The organism is Paracoccus caeni (assembly GCF_016629665.1).
In the GTDB taxonomy this organism is placed as follows: Bacteria; Pseudomonadota; Alphaproteobacteria; order Rhodobacterales; family Rhodobacteraceae; genus Paracoccus; species Paracoccus caeni.
This window is the reverse complement of sequence record NZ_JAEPRQ010000004.1, coordinates 251,283-268,079: the sequence shown is the minus strand read 5'-3', so window position 1 is coordinate 268,079 and position 16,797 is coordinate 251,283. Positions and strand designations below refer to the sequence as shown.

The 16,797-nt window shown below is 59.7% G+C and carries 15 protein-coding genes and 2 pseudogenes; 9 read left to right on the top strand and 8 right to left on the bottom strand.

The window, feature by feature from the left end; all coding sequences use genetic code 11:
* The 5 genes from JJJ17_RS13385 to JJJ17_RS13365 form a co-directional block, all read right to left on the bottom strand.
* On the bottom strand, positions 1–679 hold a 679-nt coding region (locus JJJ17_RS13385), incomplete at its 3' end, for an ABC transporter ATP-binding protein (protein ID WP_200687281.1).
* Positions 679–1,797, bottom strand: a complete 1,119-nt coding sequence (locus JJJ17_RS13380; RefSeq protein ID WP_200687279.1) for a CaiB/BaiF CoA transferase family protein — start codon at positions 1,795–1,797, stop codon at positions 679–681. The genes JJJ17_RS13380 and JJJ17_RS13385, both read right to left, overlap by 1 nt.
* A 12-nt stretch (positions 1,798–1,809) precedes the next feature.
* On the bottom strand, positions 1,810–2,580 hold the full coding sequence (locus JJJ17_RS13375; protein ID WP_200687277.1) for an SDR family NAD(P)-dependent oxidoreductase: 771 nt from the start codon (positions 2,578–2,580) through the stop codon (positions 1,810–1,812).
* A gap of 15 nt (positions 2,581–2,595) precedes the next feature.
* On the bottom strand, positions 2,596–4,095 hold the full coding sequence (locus JJJ17_RS13370) for an aldehyde dehydrogenase (protein WP_200687275.1): 1,500 nt from the start codon (positions 4,093–4,095) through the stop codon (positions 2,596–2,598).
* Between the two features lie 59 nt (positions 4,096–4,154).
* Positions 4,155–5,378, bottom strand: a complete 1,224-nt coding sequence (locus tag JJJ17_RS13365) for an ABC transporter substrate-binding protein (protein WP_200687274.1) — start codon at positions 5,376–5,378, stop codon at positions 4,155–4,157.
* Positions 5,379–5,408: 30 nt separating this feature from the next.
* Here JJJ17_RS13365 and JJJ17_RS13360 point away from each other — a divergent pair, with 30 nt between their 5' ends.
* The gene (locus tag JJJ17_RS13360) at positions 5,409–6,251 is read left to right on the top strand and encodes an IclR family transcriptional regulator (protein WP_200687272.1); all 843 of its coding nucleotides are present in this window, start codon (positions 5,409–5,411) and stop codon (positions 6,249–6,251) included.
* Between the two features lie 19 nt (positions 6,252–6,270).
* On the opposite strand, the pseudogene JJJ17_RS13355 reads toward JJJ17_RS13360, so the two are convergent.
* Positions 6,271–6,405 (bottom strand): annotated as a pseudogene (locus tag JJJ17_RS13355) (transposase); the annotation flags it as partial.
* 570 nt (positions 6,406–6,975) lie between these two features.
* Here JJJ17_RS13355 and JJJ17_RS13350 point away from each other — a divergent pair.
* The 3 genes from JJJ17_RS13350 (at position 6,976) to JJJ17_RS13340 (ending at position 9,648) form a co-directional block, all read left to right on the top strand.
* On the top strand, positions 6,976–7,674 hold the full coding sequence (locus tag JJJ17_RS13350; RefSeq protein WP_200687270.1) for a GAD-like domain-containing protein: 699 nt from the start codon (positions 6,976–6,978) through the stop codon (positions 7,672–7,674).
* Positions 7,671–8,258 (top strand): hypothetical protein, encoded by a 588-nt coding sequence (locus JJJ17_RS13345; protein ID WP_200687269.1) that lies wholly within the window; start codon positions 7,671–7,673, stop codon positions 8,256–8,258. Before JJJ17_RS13350 ends, JJJ17_RS13345 begins: the two co-directional genes overlap by 4 nt.
* Before the next feature lie 121 nt (positions 8,259–8,379).
* Complete coding sequence (locus JJJ17_RS13340; RefSeq protein ID WP_200687267.1) at positions 8,380–9,648, top strand: T6SS phospholipase effector Tle1-like catalytic domain-containing protein; 1,269 nt, start codon at positions 8,380–8,382, stop codon at positions 9,646–9,648.
* A gap of 2 nt (positions 9,649–9,650) precedes the next feature.
* Here JJJ17_RS13340 and JJJ17_RS13335 read toward each other — a convergent pair whose 3' ends face one another.
* Entirely contained in the window at positions 9,651–10,739 is a 1,089-nt protein-coding gene (locus JJJ17_RS13335) for a DUF4123 domain-containing protein (RefSeq protein ID WP_200687265.1), read from the bottom strand.
* Between the two features lie 304 nt (positions 10,740–11,043).
* Between JJJ17_RS13335 and JJJ17_RS13330 the strand changes: the two are divergent.
* The 5 genes and pseudogenes from JJJ17_RS13330 to JJJ17_RS13310 all read left to right on the top strand — a co-directional run.
* Positions 11,044–11,214, top strand: a pseudogene (locus tag JJJ17_RS13330) (IS5/IS1182 family transposase); the annotation flags it as partial.
* A gap of 225 nt (positions 11,215–11,439) precedes the next feature.
* Positions 11,440–11,877 (top strand): hypothetical protein, encoded by a 438-nt coding sequence (locus JJJ17_RS13325; RefSeq protein WP_200687263.1) that lies wholly within the window; start codon positions 11,440–11,442, stop codon positions 11,875–11,877.
* 12 nt (positions 11,878–11,889) lie between these two features.
* Positions 11,890–14,238 (top strand): DEAD/DEAH box helicase family protein, encoded by a 2,349-nt coding sequence (locus JJJ17_RS13320; protein WP_200687261.1) that lies wholly within the window; start codon positions 11,890–11,892, stop codon positions 14,236–14,238.
* 205 nt (positions 14,239–14,443) lie between these two features.
* Entirely contained in the window at positions 14,444–14,707 is a 264-nt protein-coding gene (locus tag JJJ17_RS13315; protein WP_200687259.1) for a helix-turn-helix domain-containing protein, read from the top strand.
* Positions 14,708–14,718: 11 nt separating this feature from the next.
* Positions 14,719–15,963 carry a type II toxin-antitoxin system HipA family toxin gene (locus tag JJJ17_RS13310; protein WP_200687257.1) on the top strand — a complete coding sequence of 415 codons (1,245 nt, stop codon included), beginning with the start codon at positions 14,719–14,721 and terminating at the stop codon, positions 15,961–15,963.
* A gap of 22 nt (positions 15,964–15,985) precedes the next feature.
* Here JJJ17_RS13310 and phnF read toward each other — a convergent pair whose 3' ends face one another.
* The gene (phnF, locus tag JJJ17_RS13305) at positions 15,986–16,711 is read right to left on the bottom strand and encodes a phosphonate metabolism transcriptional regulator PhnF (RefSeq protein WP_234464085.1); all 726 of its coding nucleotides are present in this window, start codon (positions 16,709–16,711) and stop codon (positions 15,986–15,988) included.
* Positions 16,712–16,797 lie beyond the last annotated feature (86 nt).

Here is a 16,797-nt window from a genome sequence, read left to right as displayed (position 1 = left end):
CGCGTTGCAACACGGTGACGTGGTCGCAGATATCGGCGACGACGCTCAGGTTATGTTCGACCATCAGGACGGCGCGGTCGGCGGCCAGATCGCGGATGATCCCCGCCACCATCGCCACATCCTCGCGCCCCATTCCGGCCATCGGCTCGTCCAGCAACAGCACCTCGGGGTCCAGCGCCAGCGTCGTCGCGATCTCCAGCACGCGCTTGCGGCCATAGGACAGATCGGCGGCGCGGTGGTCGCGATAGGTGCCAAGGCCCAGCCGGTCGATCAATTCATCGGCCCGGTCGTTCAGCCGGTCCAGCGCCGAAAGCGGCCGCCAGAACTGCGTGGCCAGCCCGGCAGGACGTTGCAGCGCGACCTTGACGTTCTCACGCACGCTGAGATGCGGAAACACCGCCGAGATCTGGAAGCTGCGCACCAAGCCCATCCGCGCGACCTTGGCCGGGCCGGTATGGGTGATGTCATTGCCCAACAGCTCGATCCTGCCGCGCGTCGGCGGCAGGAACTTGGTCAGCAGGTTAAAGACGGTGGTCTTGCCTGCCCCGTTCGGCCCGATCAATGCGTGGATCTGCGCGTGACGCACATCCAGATCCACATTGTTGACCGCCGTGAACCCGGCAAAGTCCTTGCCCAGACCCCGGGCGGTCAAAACCACCCGAGCGTTGACTTCGGCCATCACCGGACGCTCCTCTCTAGTGACGGCGCCAAGCGACGGATCGAACATGGTGTGTGCGAAAAGCGGACTGGAGGCCGCACCACGAGCATTTTCCCTTCGGTTGGATGATCGACTTTTTGAAAGAGGTCCGTTGCTTGCACATGAGGATCGCCTTCCAGTTCATCCAGTCGGTTAACGGGAGAAAAGGGTATGTCCAGTTTTCCAAGGAGTTCCGCCCACTCGGCGACCGTTTTGTGGACAACGCACTCTGACAGACGCTTATATAGCTGTCCCACGGATGCTGCCCGTTGCCCGTCATCGATCAGGATGGGGTCATCAGCCCAATCGGCTCGGCCCGCGGCGGTGAAGAAAGATTTCCAATGGGCCGCAGTATAGGGCATGACCGCTATGAAACCGTCGGCTGCCCGATACGGTCGGCGCCAAGGATTTAACAGTCTATTATAGCCGCTTGGTCCTTCGGCTGGCAGAAAGCTTTTCCCGGCCAGGTGTTCGACGGCCAGAAACGACACCATCACCTCGAACATCGGCACTTCGATAGCTTGACCTTGTCCCGTCCGCTCGCGGTGTAGCAATGCAGCAGTGATCGCGGAAACGGCGTGAAGCCCTGCGGTTTTGTCAGCCACAATGGTCGGGGCGTAGCGCGGTGGCTCATCCGGGTCAGAGGACAGCGCCGCCCAGCCTGAGATCGCCTGGATGATGTCATCATAAGCCGGACGATCCCGATAGGGTCCGTCTTGCCCGAAGCCGGTAATCGCGCAGTAGACCAGCCTGGGAAAGCGCTTGTTCAGTGCTTCTGGGTCTAGAGCTAAGCGTCTCGCCGCGTTCATTCGCATATTGTGAATGAAGACGTCGGCTTCAGCGATCAAATCAACCAATCGGCTCAGATCGTTGGAATTCTTGAGATCAAGACAAATGCTATCCTTGTTCCGGTTGCAGTTGAGGAAAGCAGCGCCCATCCCCGGCGAACGGGCGGGGCCCGGTGCCCTCATGATGTCTCCGACCGGAGGTTCGATCTTGATCACCTCAGCGCCCATGTCACCAAGCATCTGTGTGGCATAGGGTCCGGCGATAACAGTGGTCAGGTCGATGATCCGAATCCCAGAAAGAGGGCCAACCATGTTTTCCCCCTTTTACCGCGCGGTGAAGCCGCCATCGACGGGCAAAGCCACGCCGGTCACGAAGGACGCGTCGTCGGAAGACAGCCACAGGGCAGCCTGAGCCACCTCGTCCGCCCGCACCAGTCGACCCATCGGAACAGCGGCAAGAATCTTTGACTGGTTCGCCTCGGCCTCCTTCGGATCGCCCGAGCGTCCGGTAAAGCCCAATTTCATGGGAGTGTCGGCGAGGCCCGGACAAACGACGTTAACGCGGACGTTGTCAGGTGCAAAGCGCTGGCAAAGCGATTTTGCCAGCCCGACCACCGCAAATTTTGCAGCAGAGTAGACAGGGCTCATCATTGATCCCATGAGGCCGGAGATCGACGAAGTGAATACGATTGAGCCGCCTCCCGCTTTTCGCATGTAGCCAATCGCTTCACCTGCGGCCAAAGTGGCCGAGGTTACGTTAAGCCGCATGGCAAGGTCATATTCCTCGAGATCCAGACCTTCGACACCCGCCGGGCCGGGAATGCCTGCATGTGCCCAAAGCAGGTCCACGCCGCCTAAAAGGGACGCGGCCGCGTGAATAGAGCTCCTCATTTCTTCAGGTTTCGAAAGGTCTGCTTGAACGGTCTGCAGGTCAAAGCCCTTTCCGTGCATCTCGGATACAAGCGCTTTCAGCCCATCTTCGTTCACGTCCACCGCGACGACGGTCGCGCCCTCGCGCAAAAACAGTTCGACGCCAGCGCGACCCATACCCGAGGCGGCGGCGGTAATAATGGCTCTCTTGTTCTTCAGCCGCATGGGCGTCACTCCGTTCTAATCTGCATATGCATCAGGAAAGCGGCCATGAGTGCTAACCACTGTTGTGCGCGTCTCGAGATATCCATCAAGAGCTTCGACGCCGTTCTCGCGCCCCCAGCCACTTGCCCCGAAACCTCCATAAGGCGTGGACCAGCGGATAAAGCGGTAGGTATTCACCCACACCATCCCCGCCCGTATCCGTGATGCGACGCGATGCGCCCGTCCGGTATCGCCGGTCCAGAGACCGGCCGTCAGGCCATAGCGCGTGTCGTTCGCGATGCGAACGGCATCGTCCTCATCATCGAACGGGATCAGCGCGGCGACCGGTCCGAAAATTTCGTCTTGCGCGATTTTCATGTCGTTGGAAACGTTCGCGAAAACCGTCGGCTGTATAAAATAGCCATCCCCGAAATCGCCGCCGGACAACTGCTTTCCACCTGTCAGGAGGTCTGCACCCTCGCTTTGACCAATGGCGATGTAGGATAAGGTCTTCTCAAGTTGCGCAAGATGAGCCTGCGGCCCCATATGTGTGCGAGGGTCTATGGCGGGCCCCACGCGCACATTGAGGGCACGTTGCCTGAAAGCCTCGGCAACCTTCTCATAAACTGATCTCTGCACAAGCACGCGAGAGCCAAGGGCGCAACTTTGGCCACAAAGTGTCCACGCCGAATTCGTCGCCGCGTTGATGGCCTGTTCGAGGTCTGCATCAGCAAAGATGATGTGCGGAGACTTGCCGCCCAATTCAAACGTAAACCGCTTCATCGTCTCTGCACCTTTGCGCAGGATCGCCTTCGCAGTCGCGCCTTCACCGGTAAAAGCAATTTTGTCGACGCCCGGATGAGACACCAACCATTCGCCCACATCATCGGCGCCATGACCTGGAACGATGTTGACCACACCTGGCGGAAAGCCTGCCGCTTCGAACAGCTTGCCCAATTCAAGTGTGCCGACCGGGGTTTGCTCTGCGGGCTTGATGACCACGGTGCAGCCTGCGGCTAACGCCGGGCCCAGCTTCCAGGCCGCCGCCATAAGTGGCACATTCCATGGGGTGATTGCGGCGACGACCCCTACTGGCACACGGCTCGTGAAGGCATGAACCGTGCTGTCGAAGGGAATGGTTCGCCCCGAAGCCTTATCTGCAAGCGAAGCCCACCAATGATAGCCAAAATGATGGCTTCCAATATCGGCTCGCGCTTCCCTGATCGCCCGGCCAGAATCTCTTGCTTCCATTTCTGCCAATTGCTGGGCACGAGCGGCGTAGAGATCGGCAAAACGTCGTAACAAGGCGGCTCGCTCGTGTCCCGGCATCTGCGCCCAGGGACCTTCGAGCGCCTGCCGTGCGGCAGCGACTGCAAGGTCCACGTCGCGCTTTCCGCCTGCTGCCACGACGGCCCAAACTCGCCCTGTCGATGGATCCATGCTTTCAATCTCAGCGCCATCCTCAGAACGCCGCCACTCCCCACCGATATACAGCCTGTCCAACCGCAATACGTCGTCTGCCAACTCAATGGCCATCTTAAACCTCATGAACTGTGTGGATTGGGTGGGCGAAGATCGCCCCCGACCCAGTTGGTCTATTGCACCAGCCTGCAACCGCCTGCATCAAGCGGACGGAAGGCAGTTTCACCGGGCAGAACTTCGATGATTTTGTAATAGTCATAGGCCTGCGTGGATTCGGCAGGTGACTTAACCTCAACCAACAGCATGTCGTGGATCACCCGACCATCCTCCCGCAATGAGGTGGGACCGAAAAGCGGGTCTTCAAATGTACCACGATCGCGCATGGCTTTCACAACAGCCGCCCCATCTTCTGGCGAGCCAACCGTTGCCACAGCTTCGAGATACGCAAGCGTCGCCGAATAGGCCCCCGCCTGATTCATCGTGGGCATCCTGCCTTCATTCTCTTCGGCAAACCGCTGCGCGAAGGCGCGCGTTTCATCATCGCGGTCCCAGTAGAAACCGGTGGTCAGCAGCAAACCCTGTGCGATTTCTAGGCCGGTGGAATGGATGTCCGATAAGAACATCAGCATTCCCGCAAAGGTCTGGCCGCCATCAATAAGCCCGAATTCGCGCGCCTGTTTCAATGTATTGCTAGCGTCACCCCCAGTGTTCGCGAGGGCTATGACATCAGCGCCACTGGCCTGAGCTTGCAGAAGGTAGGACGAAAAGTCAGACGTTGCAGTTGGGTGCAGGATCGAGCCCAGCACTGAGCCATCATTATCGTTGATGACAGCCGACGCGTCGCGCTCGAGAGAATGTCCAAGTGCGAAATCTACTGTGATAAAATACCAGTTCTTTTTTCCCTGGCGGGTTAGGGCATCGGCAGTTCCGTGAGCCAACGCCCAGGTATCATATGTCCAGTGGACGGAATTCGGAGTGCAGGCTGAACCCGTCAGGTCTGATGTTCCTGATGCAGTCAGAAGCGCCACTTTGTTCGCCTCTTCCGCCATCGGCGCAAGCGCAAGAGAAATGGCGCTCGTAGGCATGTCAATCAGAGCATCGACGCCGTCGGCATCCAGCCATTGGCGTGCGATTGCGGACGATATGTCAGGTTTATTCTGGGCGTCAGCCGCGACGACCTTGATGTCGAAGCCCTCCGATTCCGGCCGCTTCATAAAGTCGTCAACAGCAAATTGCGTCGCTATGACCGACCCTTGACCGCCGATGTCTGAAAAAATGCCGCTCATATCGGCGAGCACTCCCAGCTTCACTCCGACTGTCTCTTGCGCAGATGCGCAGATCGGCGCCGCTGCGGCGACTGTGCAAACCAAGAGTCCCCTTAACAGTGATTTCGGCATAAGCTCCTCCCAAAGCCAAGTTCTAAATTCATGTACATGAACTTCTTGTCTCTGTATATGAATTTATGCGAGGGCGGTAAAATTGATGACAAGCATCATCGAAGATGTGGAAGGACCGTGAAGGTGGAAGTTCGACAAGCAGCCAATGTTTTGGACCTTTTGGAATTTTTCGCCGAAAGAAAGCAGCCCGCAACGATGGCGGAAATCTCGGAAGCTCTGAGCTGGCCAAGGTCCAGCACTTTCAATCTGATCGGCACATTGTCAGGGCGCGGATATCTTTATGAGCCATCGGGACGCGGCGGATACTATCCTACACCGCGATGGCTTTCAGCGTCGCAAGCTGTAGCCGAGGCTGATCCTCTACCTGATGCAGTGATCGCCGCCGCGCGCGCGATTCGCGATTCGACAGGTGAAACCACCTGTATTGCTTCGGCATCTGGCCTAAGCGCTATCATGCTGTTTGTGGCAGAATCCCGGCAACCGATCCGATACTTCGCCGCAGCCGGCAGCCGGGTCCCGATCCATGCCAGCTCGGTCGGAAGAGCGCTGATGGCGCTTATGTCCAAAAGCGATCGCGATACGCTGTATCGCCGTATGGATTTCGATTCCGGCAGTCCGAATGCACCGCAGAGCGCTGCAGAGGTAGAGCACGAGCTAATAGAAGCCTCGAAGCGAGGCTACCATCAGAGCAACTCCGAGTTTGTCCCTGATCTCGCCGGTGTTTCTGTGCCATTGCCTGCAGATCGGCGTCGTCTCTCGCTTGTTGTGGCAGGTCCAACATCTCGCTGTCTCGAAAAGCGATCTGACCTCTATCGGCATATTGTTGAAGCTCTAGTGGACCACGATCTGAGCCTCAAAAATATGCCCGATTAGAGTCATTTAGGGTCAAGGCTCAAAGCCAATAGATTACGGTGGCTGCGAGCGCGATGGCGGAGAGGATGACTTTCGGGCATCGGTTGTAGCGGATCGCTACACGCCTCCAATCTTTGAGCTGTCCGAACATGATCTCGATGCGGCTACGCCGTTTGTTGTGCTGCATGAAGGTGTCGGCCCTGTTGTTGATCGTAAGACGCCTTCGGTGGTTTTTGCCGGGATCGGCAATCAGCCCCTCGTGCCAGTGATTGTAAGTGTCGATGCCTATCAGCTCGCGGGCATGCCCGCGAGCTGATGGCGGTCGGGGTCACCGAATACATCACCGCGCGATCGTATTCCGCGCTGTGCTATCAGAAATGCGCCTACTATAAGTCAGCCGCCCATATAGAACCCGATTAGGTAAAAAGCTGACAGCCCACAGATCGGGGCTGCCAGAACGATCAAGATCGGACCGTCAATCCAGGGCTCAATTTCGCGACTCCACATCCACCAACCAGATGCACAATGCCGCGCGTGGCCGCCGTCAGCGCCTATGGCACAGATTTAAGGTTGTGATTTAAGATCGCCGATAGATACCGTCGAGAAACCGGATTCCACCGCAGCTACCCAGCTTTACTTGATCCTTGCCAAGGATACGCGCCCGAGACATGGTCATCCCAAGCGCTATAACTTGCCATCAGGGATGTGGCTCTCCAGACTTGGTAGATGCTGTAAAGGATGCAACATGAAGTCTTTGTCATCCGTCGGCGGTCAGCCCGGAGAGATCGTTCTTGCCGAGTTGATGACGAGCCACGGCCCGTTGACAGATGCCCGCGCAGTGTCCGAGGAGCGGATCACACCGAGGATCGGACATGTGCCGGATCTGTTGATCGATCTGTGGCGCCTCTATGGGGTGGGGGCGCTTCGCGACGGTGGGTTGTGGCTGGCCATGCCGGGCGATTTTGATCGGGTGACCGAGCTGGTTTTCGGCGGCGATGCTGACCTTGGCACGGGAACGCAATTGATTGCCTATGGCGCGATGGGCAATTTCTTGTGCTGGAACAGCCGTTATGGCGCGGTTCTGGTTTCACCCGCATCGGGGGCGGTGCAGGCGCCCGCTTTGACACAGCGCGCACCGGCGCTTGATCATGACGCTCTGCTGCTCAGCTACCTGCAAGAGCTGCATCCCTTCTTTTTTGACCGGGTGGATCGGGACAACCAGCCTATGCTGGATCGGGCGCGTGCCGCCTGGGGGCCGCTGAGCTATGGCCAGATTTACGCGGCCTATCCGATTCAGGATGTCGGGGAAGGGATCGGGGTCGAGAATGTCGCCATCGACGATGCCGTCGACTATCTTACTGAAGTCGCACGAGTTACAGGCTTCATGCTGCAGGATTTCGAGAATAATCGCTTCAACATTCGTGACATAGGATCGCCAAAATGATCAATGCGCGCCGCTGCGTTGCGGTACTGATAGCTGCGGCCTGCCTTTCAGTTGCGGCCTGCCGGGCCGAACCAATTGATCGCCTGACTTTCGGCTTCGGAACGGACATGCGCGCCCCTGTTCTGGTGGTCGATTTTCGCATCAACGATCTGGAACCTGCCTATCCGCTGCCCAAATTATCGCGGGGCGGCGCCGATAGCGCGCCGCGCACCACCGGCGGCATGTCCGTGGAGACCGGTCCGCTGCCAGAGCAATTCGAGGTCAGGGCGCTTTGGATCGAGGTTGCTTCGGGTCGGGCCTATGAGGCGAAAGCCGAGATCCGCCGCGACGATATGGCTTCTCATGTTCGCACGGGCCATTTGGATATCCTCATGCTGCCGGGCGGTGAGTTGCTCGTGGGATCGGACCCGGTGCCCACCAGTCGTGAGGTCATCACGCGCGACATCGCTCGTTCGTGTGGAACCCGTCGGCCCGATCAGGACCGGGACCTGCTGCGAGAGCCGGAAAAAACCGCCCGGCTGCCAGACATGCTGACGCGTTTCGACGACCGCCTCATCGCCGAACCTTGCGAAAAGGAGCAGTGACATGACGGAAACAGCCGATCCAATCGCTGACCGCGCAGATCAGGCCGCAGACCGTGCAGGTCTGTCAGGCGACATAGGCTCGGTTGCCGCCACTTGCCCGAAGACCGCGCTTGAGATCGGCGTGTTCTTCGATGGAACGTTCAACAATCTGGCCAATGCACGGACGGGTGGCACGACCGGATCCTATGCGAATGCGGCGAGCAACGTCGCATTGCTGTCCCAGATTTATAAGGACGGCGACACCTATGATATCGTCAACGAATGGGGAACGGGCGTTTGCCGTAAGTTTGGTGTGTATTACGCCAAAGGCATCGGCACCAGAAGTGGCGGTAAGGACAGCAAGATAGGCGGCGCATTGGGCATGGGGGAAACCGGCGTCGAATACACCGTTGCAAATGCGGCGCTTGATCTTGGGCAGCAGATCGCCCGGATGTCCCCCGGAATCGAGCCCGAAGAAATCCTTCTAGATGTCTTCGGGTTCAGCCGTGGCGCGGCGGCGGCGCGTTATTTCGTCAATGCGTTCCGTCAGGGTTGGGTGGATTACAACCCGGTGTTCGGCACAAGGCTTCAGGGACGCGTCCCTGAAGGGCGCAAATTCCGCATCCGCTTTGTCGGGATCTTCGAAACGGTCGCCTCGATTGGGCTTGGAACTGTCGAATATAATTACGGCGCCAACATTCACCTGAAGACCGCGCAGGCCGACAAGATATTTCATATGGTGGCTGTCAACGAATACCGCAGGAATTTCCGACTGAACGACAACCATCCAAGCGGAGGTGACCGCCAAGAGATGCCGGGCGCGCATAGTGACGTGGGTGGCGGGTATCGCGATCCGGGTGACACGGCCCCGCTGGCGGGGTCAAAGAAATTCATGTCGCCATGGCCGGATGAGATCGCCATGATCAAAGACATCCGTAGCCAGATGGGTATTCGCCCGGAGGACGCGGTCCCATGGATTGAAGAAGGTTTCATTCGTCCCGACCAGACGTCGGCCCTGCAACACCGCATCGGGCCTGTGCGCGAGGAGCAGGTCACCGGTGCCTTCGGCGCACCAACGACCATGCAGGTTTTCGACGAAACTCGCGTCCTGCATCGCCCTTGGGTCCGGCTGGGGCTGTCGCGTGTGGCGATGGCGGCAATGCATCGACGCGCCCTGGAGCTTGGTGTTCCCTTGTTGGATCTGCCCTCGACCGAAGAATACACGATCCCGCCGGATTTGCGACCGATCGGCCAGCGTATCATTGCAGGCGAAGAGGTTGGCGGAGCGGATGCGCGCTTCGTGGTGAATAATTTCGTCCATGTGTCGGCCAATCCGGATTCTATTGGCATGTCCGGCGAGAGCGATCGGGAGAGAGAGATCTATCCGAACCAGCCAGGCAAGGCGATCTGACCTCAGGCCAGTTCGGCCATGCGGGCGCGAAGAAGGTGCATTTTCTGCGTTTCGTCGCAGGCGCGCGCAAGAATGCTTTGAAGCACGGGGTCGCGGTCTTCGAAATTCGGCCCGTGGGCCAGCTCCCACGCGCAGATCATGAACAGTGCCTTTGCTTGCAGGATGCCATGAGCCTGCATCCGTCGCACCGTGTCCTGCGTCATCTGATCACGTGCGCGCTGACTTTGAGTACATAGCTCGGGAAAGGTGCTGGCCAGAAGGTCCGACAACGCATCCAGACGCGCCTTGGTCCGGGCGACAGCAATGGCATTGCGGTCGCCTTGCGTGATGTAAAGCGGCTCGCTCGGCGCGCTTGGCAGTGCCGGGACCAGCCGCACGCGCGTGATCATTTGATCGCGCGCCGAGGGCAGCAACATGTCAGCGACCCGGCCATCTGCAAACCAGCGCCGGGCATGGTCGGGGCGTGTGGACAGCTCGTTCATATAGGCGACCATCGTTGCCGACTCCCAGAACCGGAAGATCAGCCATGCCCCGTCCCGATCAGGTATCCGGACGAACTTGCGGAAATGGCGCCACATATCATCAAGCGAGGCGCGCGACCTGACATAGATCCCCGGCTGATTGTCCCACAGGTGCCAATAGGCATCGCTGCGGGTAAACAGGTTGCGGGTGAAGGTGTTGCCGTCCTCCAGCCGCACGATCCACGGAGCCGCGTCCTTCAGGTCGTCGTAAGCCTTGCCCTTGAACAGGCAACGATGCTCCAGCTCGCTGTCTTCCATCACCTCCGGCAGGTTCACTACCTTGGCGGCATCCAGAATGGCGTAGGTCCGCATCGGCGGCACAGCAGCCGGATCACCGCCGGCCGCGTCGATTTCGGCCGGTGATGGCTCTGGTTGGCCGAAGAGGGCGTTCCGCAAAGCATCTGGAACCGTTTTCTTCAGGGTAGCCCCGGACTGGGCATCCAGCGGCCCGACGCTTTCGATGGTGGTGATTTGCAGCCCGGAGGGTGCGGCGTTACTGTCACCAACGCCCAGTGGCGTTGCCACGTCCAGCCACGGGTCAAAAAGATGGTTATCAGTCGTTGAGGTCATCCGGGCGGGCGCAATGCAAGAACCAGTATATCTGCAACCTAGCGAAACAAGGTCCAGATGCCTATCCCCACCGCGTCGATTGAATCGCGCCGGTGGTCTCAGCGTCCCAGTTCGGCCCGACTGATCGGGTCTGTCACCCCTTCGCCATCGACGATCAGCGGGAAGTAATCGGCATAGAGGTCATGAAAAACATGAGCCGCCTGCGTCCGAGAACAAAGTATCTTCTCGTGGAAAATCGTTTTCTGGTCGTAGGTTGTGTTGACAAAAAGGATTGCCCTGCGTGGTCGGTTGTGATTCCCAATACAAAAAGAACCGCAAGGTGCGCAAGGTGGTCGACATGACGATCTATACGTTGCGCAACATGGCCGAACGGTGCTGCAACAAACTCAAGAACAGTCGTCGCTTGGCAACCCGCTACGACAAAATCGCAGACAGTTTCCTCGGCTTCATCGACATCGCTTGCAGCAGGCTATGACTTCGCCATTTGTCAACATGACCTACAAGATTTGCATAATTGCGCACGTCTTTCATAGCTGTTTAGATTTACGATATTGACCAATCGTTGGTCCCACCGGCTGTCCCGTGGGCATCTGGAAACACCATTCTGGCGAACCGATCGTCCTTCGTCCCGGCGTAGGCATTTGATCGCGCCCACAATAGGTTCTAGCTTCGAACAGAAACGCGGGGCAGGGACTATTTGATGAGGTTGATTTCCAGACTGTTCGGACGGCGACCGATGACCCGGCTCGACAATGCGCTGGCCAGCATCGACGGCGCGACCGAACAGTTCCGCCTGTCCGCAGAAATGACGGTGCAGCCCCATGCACGGCTGTTCTGGGATCTGGCGGCGGCGGCGTTCGACCTTCGGGCGCAGGTCGAACGTAATCCGGGAAACATTACCGCCATGCGCCGGTTTCTTCTGTTCTACCTTCCTACCATGGCCGAACTGTGCCTTCGCTGGGCGCGGCTGTCCCATGCCGATCCGCTGCGTCCGCCGGATGAGACTGCCATCGCCGATTTCAGGAACTGGCTGGACATCACCCGCGCTGCTGCCGAGGCCTGCAGAGCCCGTAGCCATGATGACCTGCGCCTGACGATGGAAGCGCTGGATGATCAGCTCCAGCGCCTCTCGATCTGACGGACGGTTGGAATGCCGATACCCGAACATGCAACTGCCGTGCATGCCTTTCAGCGGATGTGTTTCCGACACGACTGGCGCAGCTATCAGTCCCGCATCCTTGCCGAAATGGCCGATCATCTTGAGGATCGGAAACTGCATGTGGTCGCCGCCCCCGGTGCCGGCAAGACCGTTCTGGGGCTGGAGATCATCCGCAGGCTTCGCGGTCGCACCCTGATTCTGGCGCCCAGTCTGCTTGTGCGGGATCAGTGGATCGCGCGGCTTTGCGATGATTTTCTGGATGGCGAGCGGCCCGACTGGATCAGCACCGATCTGCATGCAGACGTTCCCTTGCGGCTTAGCACCTACCAGAACATCCACCAGAACCGCGCCAAGCCGATGCCGCCGATGGATGTCATCTGTCTGGACGAGGCGCATCACCTGCGCCGTGCCTGGTGGCAGAGCCTGACGCGATTGCAAGAGACCCATCAGCCCGTGACATTGTCGCTGACCGCGACGCCACCTTATGATTCCGAGCCGTGGGAGTGGGAAAATTACAGCGCCCTTTGCGGCCCGGTTGACGCCGAGATCTCGGTGCCGGAACTGGTCCTGACCGGCGATCTTTGCCCGCATCAGGATCTGGTGTTCGTTGCCCGGACAACTGATCGTCAGGCCTATGATCAAAACCTTGCGGCAGAGAAACAGCTTTTCGCCTCGCTCTCTGCCGATCCGCAACTGCTGACGATGCTGCAACAATCACCCTGGATCACCGATTGCGAAAATCAGAGCCAGAAGATTCTTGAAAACCCGGAATTGTTCAGCGCCATGCTGATCTATTTGCGGGATGCCGGGCAGCCCTTGCCAAGCTATGCCCGTCGCCTGCTGCGGCTGGATGAGGCTGAATGGCCCCGGCTGGACTGGTCGTGGTTGCAGATCCTGTTGGCGGCGCATCTGACGACGCTTCCCGAGGCGATGCTTGCCCGGCTGAAGACGGGTGGTGCATTGCGCAACGACCGGCTTAGCCTGCCGCCTCCCCGTTTCGCAGACCGGATCTCGCTTCTGGACGACGACAAGTCCCGGCTGGAAGCGACCAGCGAGATCCACCGGCAAGAGCGGGAGACGCGTGGCGATGGGCTGCGCATGGCGATCCTTCTGGACCGGATCGGTCATGTCGCAATGAAGCTGGATCACGAGCCGCGCGACTACAATGCCGGCGCCGTTTTCCGCTGGCTGCACCGCGAAGGTGGCTATGACGATCTGGCGTTGCTGACCGGGCAGATGGTGTGCCTGCCGCGACGGCTTTGCGACCGGCTGGCCGGGCGCGAGGTTTCGGGAATGCCGGGCTATATCATCGTCGCCGGTCCCGATTTTCAGAACGCGGTGACGCGGGTTAATGAGGCCTTCGGGCGCGGTGACATCCGGGTGGTCATCGGCACGCAGGCGTTTTTGGGGCAGGGGTGGGACGCGCCGGCGTTGAATGCGTTGGTCCTTGGGACCAGTCTTGCCCGTTTCGTGGCGGTGAACCAGCTTCGTGGCCGGGCGCTGCGCAAGGATCGCAATGTTGCGGACAAGAGCGCGAACATCTGGCATCTCGCGATCGTGCCCGGCAGTCGCGTCGAGGGCGAAGAGGTCGCGCGGCTGCATCGCCGGTTTGACTGTTTCGCCCGTTTGGACCGCCCTGCGGGGGAGATAAGATCGCATTTCGCGCCGCTGGCGGATATCGGGCAGCAGAACCAGATGACATGCGACATGGCGCGGCGTCATACGACGCTGGCCGCGGAATGGCAGATTGCGCTGCGGGCGGGGGCCGAAGATCAGCCGCAACTGATGCGCGAATCCGGCATCAACCGGGGCATCCGTCAGCAGGTCGTGCCGGTCTCGGCGCTGTCATGGCGCGGTCGGCTGATGGTGATGTTCGGGCGGGATCAGACGGATGACGAGACCCGGCGCGGTCTGGAGCGGCTTGCGCGGCTGGTGATCGAGGCTTTGCGCGAACTGGGCGATCTGCCCTCAGCGACGCCTCTTTCCCCCGAGGTGTCCCAGAGGGGCGGTCGTTTCTATATCAGCCTGCGCGGTGCCTCGCGGCTGACCGAAAGCCTGTTTCACGACAGCCTGCGGCAGTTGCTCGACCCTGTGGTAAATCCGCGCTACGTCATCATCGTTCGCTCGGGGCTGTTCACCAAGCGGTTCCAGTATTTCGCTGTTCCGCCCCGGTTCGATGGTCGCAAGGAGCGCGCCGAAATTTTCTGGCGCAACTGGCAGGGTATCGTTGGGCGTGGTGAACTGATCTACACCCGCACCCCGATGGGTCGCGGCGAATTGCAGGCGGCCCGCCTGAACAGCCACCAACGCCACATTCAGAGCCACCTGAGCTGGCGTTGACCGAATGTGTCTATACCAGCACCGTCAAGCACACCCTCGGATGCATATGTCGAAGATACCACTCGGTAACAACTGGCGGATCATGGGTGTGGTGATACCGTATGGTATCATTTTGGGCTTCATTGCTGTAATGATACACCTGCGTACCATATTGTTTCTGCGCGCCGAATGAGATACAACTACGTATCATTTCTGCGAGGGTTTCATGGACCTGTCCACGGCTGAAGAACGTCTGGCTCGGGAATTCGGCGCGGCTATCCGGGCGCGCAGGAAGGCGCTTGGATATACTCAGGCCGATCTCGCGGGCATGATAAGCACCAATCGTCGCTTCGTCAGCGAATTGGAGCGGGGAAAGGGGACCAGCTATCTTGCCCCGGCTCTGGCCGCGGCCGAGGTGTTGGGGATGCGGATCGGTAATCTGTTTCCCGAGGGGCCGAGGTCGTCCGGCCCCGTATTGCCGCCTCTGTGAGTGGGTGATTCATGCAGCTGTTTTACGAGCGCTATCCAGTCGGCGAGATCGTCACAGGCCAGGGTGTCGCCCCGGTGTTCCGCTATGATCCGGCATGGCTGGGACAGGATGGTGCCTTTCCCCTCTCGACAACCATGCCGCTTCGTGACGAGCCATGGGGCTGGCCGGTGCTTGCCCCGTGGCTGATCAACCTGCTGCCCGAGGACAATGACGCGATCCGCATGATGGCGCGCATTCTTGATGTGCCGCATACCGATGTGCTGGCCCTTCTGGGGCGGGTAGGACGCGACACATCGGGGGCGATTTCCTTTGCCGAACGCGGCGCGACCGGCTGCGAGGCGCGAGACGTCGGCTCTGAAGAACAACTTGAACGCATCATCGATGAGCTTCCGAGAAAGCCGTTCCTTGCTGGCGAAGACGGGGTTTCCATGTCGCTTGCGGGGGTGCAGAGCAAGCTGGCCGTGCGTGTGCTGGAGGGTGGTCGCATCGCCATCCCGGTGAACGGGACGGCTTCGAGCCACATCCTGAAACCTGACAGCAACCGCCTTTGGGGTGGTGTGCAGAACGAGGCGCTGTGTCTGACATTGGCCCGGCTGGTCGGCCTGCGAGCCCCGGATGTCAGCACCGGCAAAGCAGGGCGGCGGCTATATCTGCTGGTCGGGCGCTATGATCGCTTACAGCAGGGCGAGGCTCTGCGGCGGTTGCATCAGGAGGACTTCTGTCAGGCGCTTGGCCTGCCGCCTTCGGCAAAATATCAGCACAACCAGACGAACGGCCCGAAAGGCAGCTTCGCGGCCATGATGGATCGGTTACGCGCCATCGGCGGCGCCGGAGAGGTGTTCCGGTTGTGGGATGCCATGGTTTTCAATGTGCTGTGCTGCAACACGGACGCACATCTGAAAAATTATTCCATCCTGATCCGCGGCGATGGCGTTGAACTTGCTCCGGTATATGATGTGATCTGTGCGAAGGTTTGGCCCGGCATCACCGAAAACCTCGCCCTTGATGTCGATGACAAGCGTCGCGGGGAGTATATCGAGGGGCGGCACTGGGCCCGCGAGGCGGGAAAATGCGGGCTCGCGCCAAGGGCTGCGCTGGAACGTGTGAAAGTGCTGGCCGAGGCGATTCAGAACCAGCTTGATGATGCGAGATCCGCTGTCGCGTCGATGCCGGCGGGGAATCATCCGATGCTCGACGAGGTTGAGAAGGCGATCCGGGCGCGCTGTGGCAGCATCCTGAAGACGCTGGATCAGTAGGCGGTGGCAGGGTTCGGCACGATCAGGTCGCAATGGTCAGGGTAACGCGGTCGCCCGCGAACCATGTATGCCCGTATTCGACCGGGACACCGTCGCTGTCGATATTGATCGAGACGGTCAGCATCAGCGGATCCCCTTCGCGCAGGCGAAGTCGCAGCGCGGTCGAGGCCGATGCGCGCTTCGCCGTCAACCTTGTCTCCGCCCGCGTGTAATCGGCCACGCCCATCTCTGTCAGGGCCAGCGTGATCGAGTTGTAATGGCGCAAAGCGTCGGGCAGCGTCGGAAACCGATCCGCCGGCAGGACCGAGCGAAACGTGGCAATCGGCAGGCCGTCGGCCATGCTGATCCCCTCGACGGCATGGACGGGAGCGCCCTCCGCGATACGTAGCGCAGCAGCCTCGGCCGGATCGGCGCGCCGGGTCTCGATACTGAGAATATCACGACCCGCTTCCCGGCCCATGGCGGCAAGATTGGCGGATAGCCGGGTGCGGCGGCCAAGCGCATAATCCAACGGCTTCGCCTGCACGAACACCCCCGCCCCGCGCCGGGAATGCACCAGCCCGCGATCCGCCAGATCCGCCAGCGCCCGGCGGATGGTATGGCGGTTGACGCCAAAGCGGGCAGATAGCTCTGCCTCGGTCGGCAGCTTGTCGCCGGGCTGGCGCTGACCCGTTCCGATCTCTGCCTGAAGCTTCCCGGAAATGTCGGTCCAGATGGCGGTGCGGCCCATCGCGATACGTCCTGTCATCAAAAATTCATGCCTGACGGCTTGCGCGACTCGGGGCATGAGAGTTATCACTTGTCTAGTTGTATAGATATTTAGACAACTTGGCA

What these genes read in the sequence shown, in the direction of transcription:
- JJJ17_RS13345 (WP_200687269.1), top strand. Translation starts at nt 7,671, where the DNA reads ATGATCAATGCGCGCCGCTGCGTTGCGGTACTGATAGCTGCGGCCTGC.
- JJJ17_RS13350 (WP_200687270.1), top strand. Translation starts at nt 6,976, where the DNA reads ATGAAGTCTTTGTCATCCGTCGGCGGTCAGCCCGGAGAGATCGTTCTT.
- JJJ17_RS13320 (WP_200687261.1), top strand. Translation starts at nt 11,890, where the DNA reads ATGCCGATACCCGAACATGCAACTGCCGTGCATGCCTTTCAGCGGATG.
- JJJ17_RS13375 (WP_200687277.1), bottom strand. Translation starts at nt 2,580, where the DNA reads ATGCGGCTGAAGAACAAGAGAGCCATTATTACCGCCGCCGCCTCGGGT.
- JJJ17_RS13365 (WP_200687274.1), bottom strand. Translation starts at nt 5,378, where the DNA reads ATGCCGAAATCACTGTTAAGGGGACTCTTGGTTTGCACAGTCGCCGCA.
- JJJ17_RS13335 (WP_200687265.1), bottom strand. Translation starts at nt 10,739, where the DNA reads ATGACCTCAACGACTGATAACCATCTTTTTGACCCGTGGCTGGACGTG.
- JJJ17_RS13315 (WP_200687259.1), top strand. Translation starts at nt 14,444, where the DNA reads ATGGACCTGTCCACGGCTGAAGAACGTCTGGCTCGGGAATTCGGCGCG.
- phnF (WP_234464085.1), bottom strand. Translation starts at nt 16,711, where the DNA reads ATGACAGGACGTATCGCGATGGGCCGCACCGCCATCTGGACCGACATT.
- JJJ17_RS13360 (WP_200687272.1), top strand. Translation starts at nt 5,409, where the DNA reads ATGTACATGAACTTCTTGTCTCTGTATATGAATTTATGCGAGGGCGGT.
- JJJ17_RS13380 (WP_200687279.1), bottom strand. Translation starts at nt 1,797, where the DNA reads ATGGTTGGCCCTCTTTCTGGGATTCGGATCATCGACCTGACCACTGTT.
- JJJ17_RS13325 (WP_200687263.1), top strand. Translation starts at nt 11,440, where the DNA reads ATGAGGTTGATTTCCAGACTGTTCGGACGGCGACCGATGACCCGGCTC.
- JJJ17_RS13310 (WP_200687257.1), top strand. Translation starts at nt 14,719, where the DNA reads ATGCAGCTGTTTTACGAGCGCTATCCAGTCGGCGAGATCGTCACAGGC.
- JJJ17_RS13370 (WP_200687275.1), bottom strand. Translation starts at nt 4,095, where the DNA reads ATGGCCATTGAGTTGGCAGACGACGTATTGCGGTTGGACAGGCTGTAT.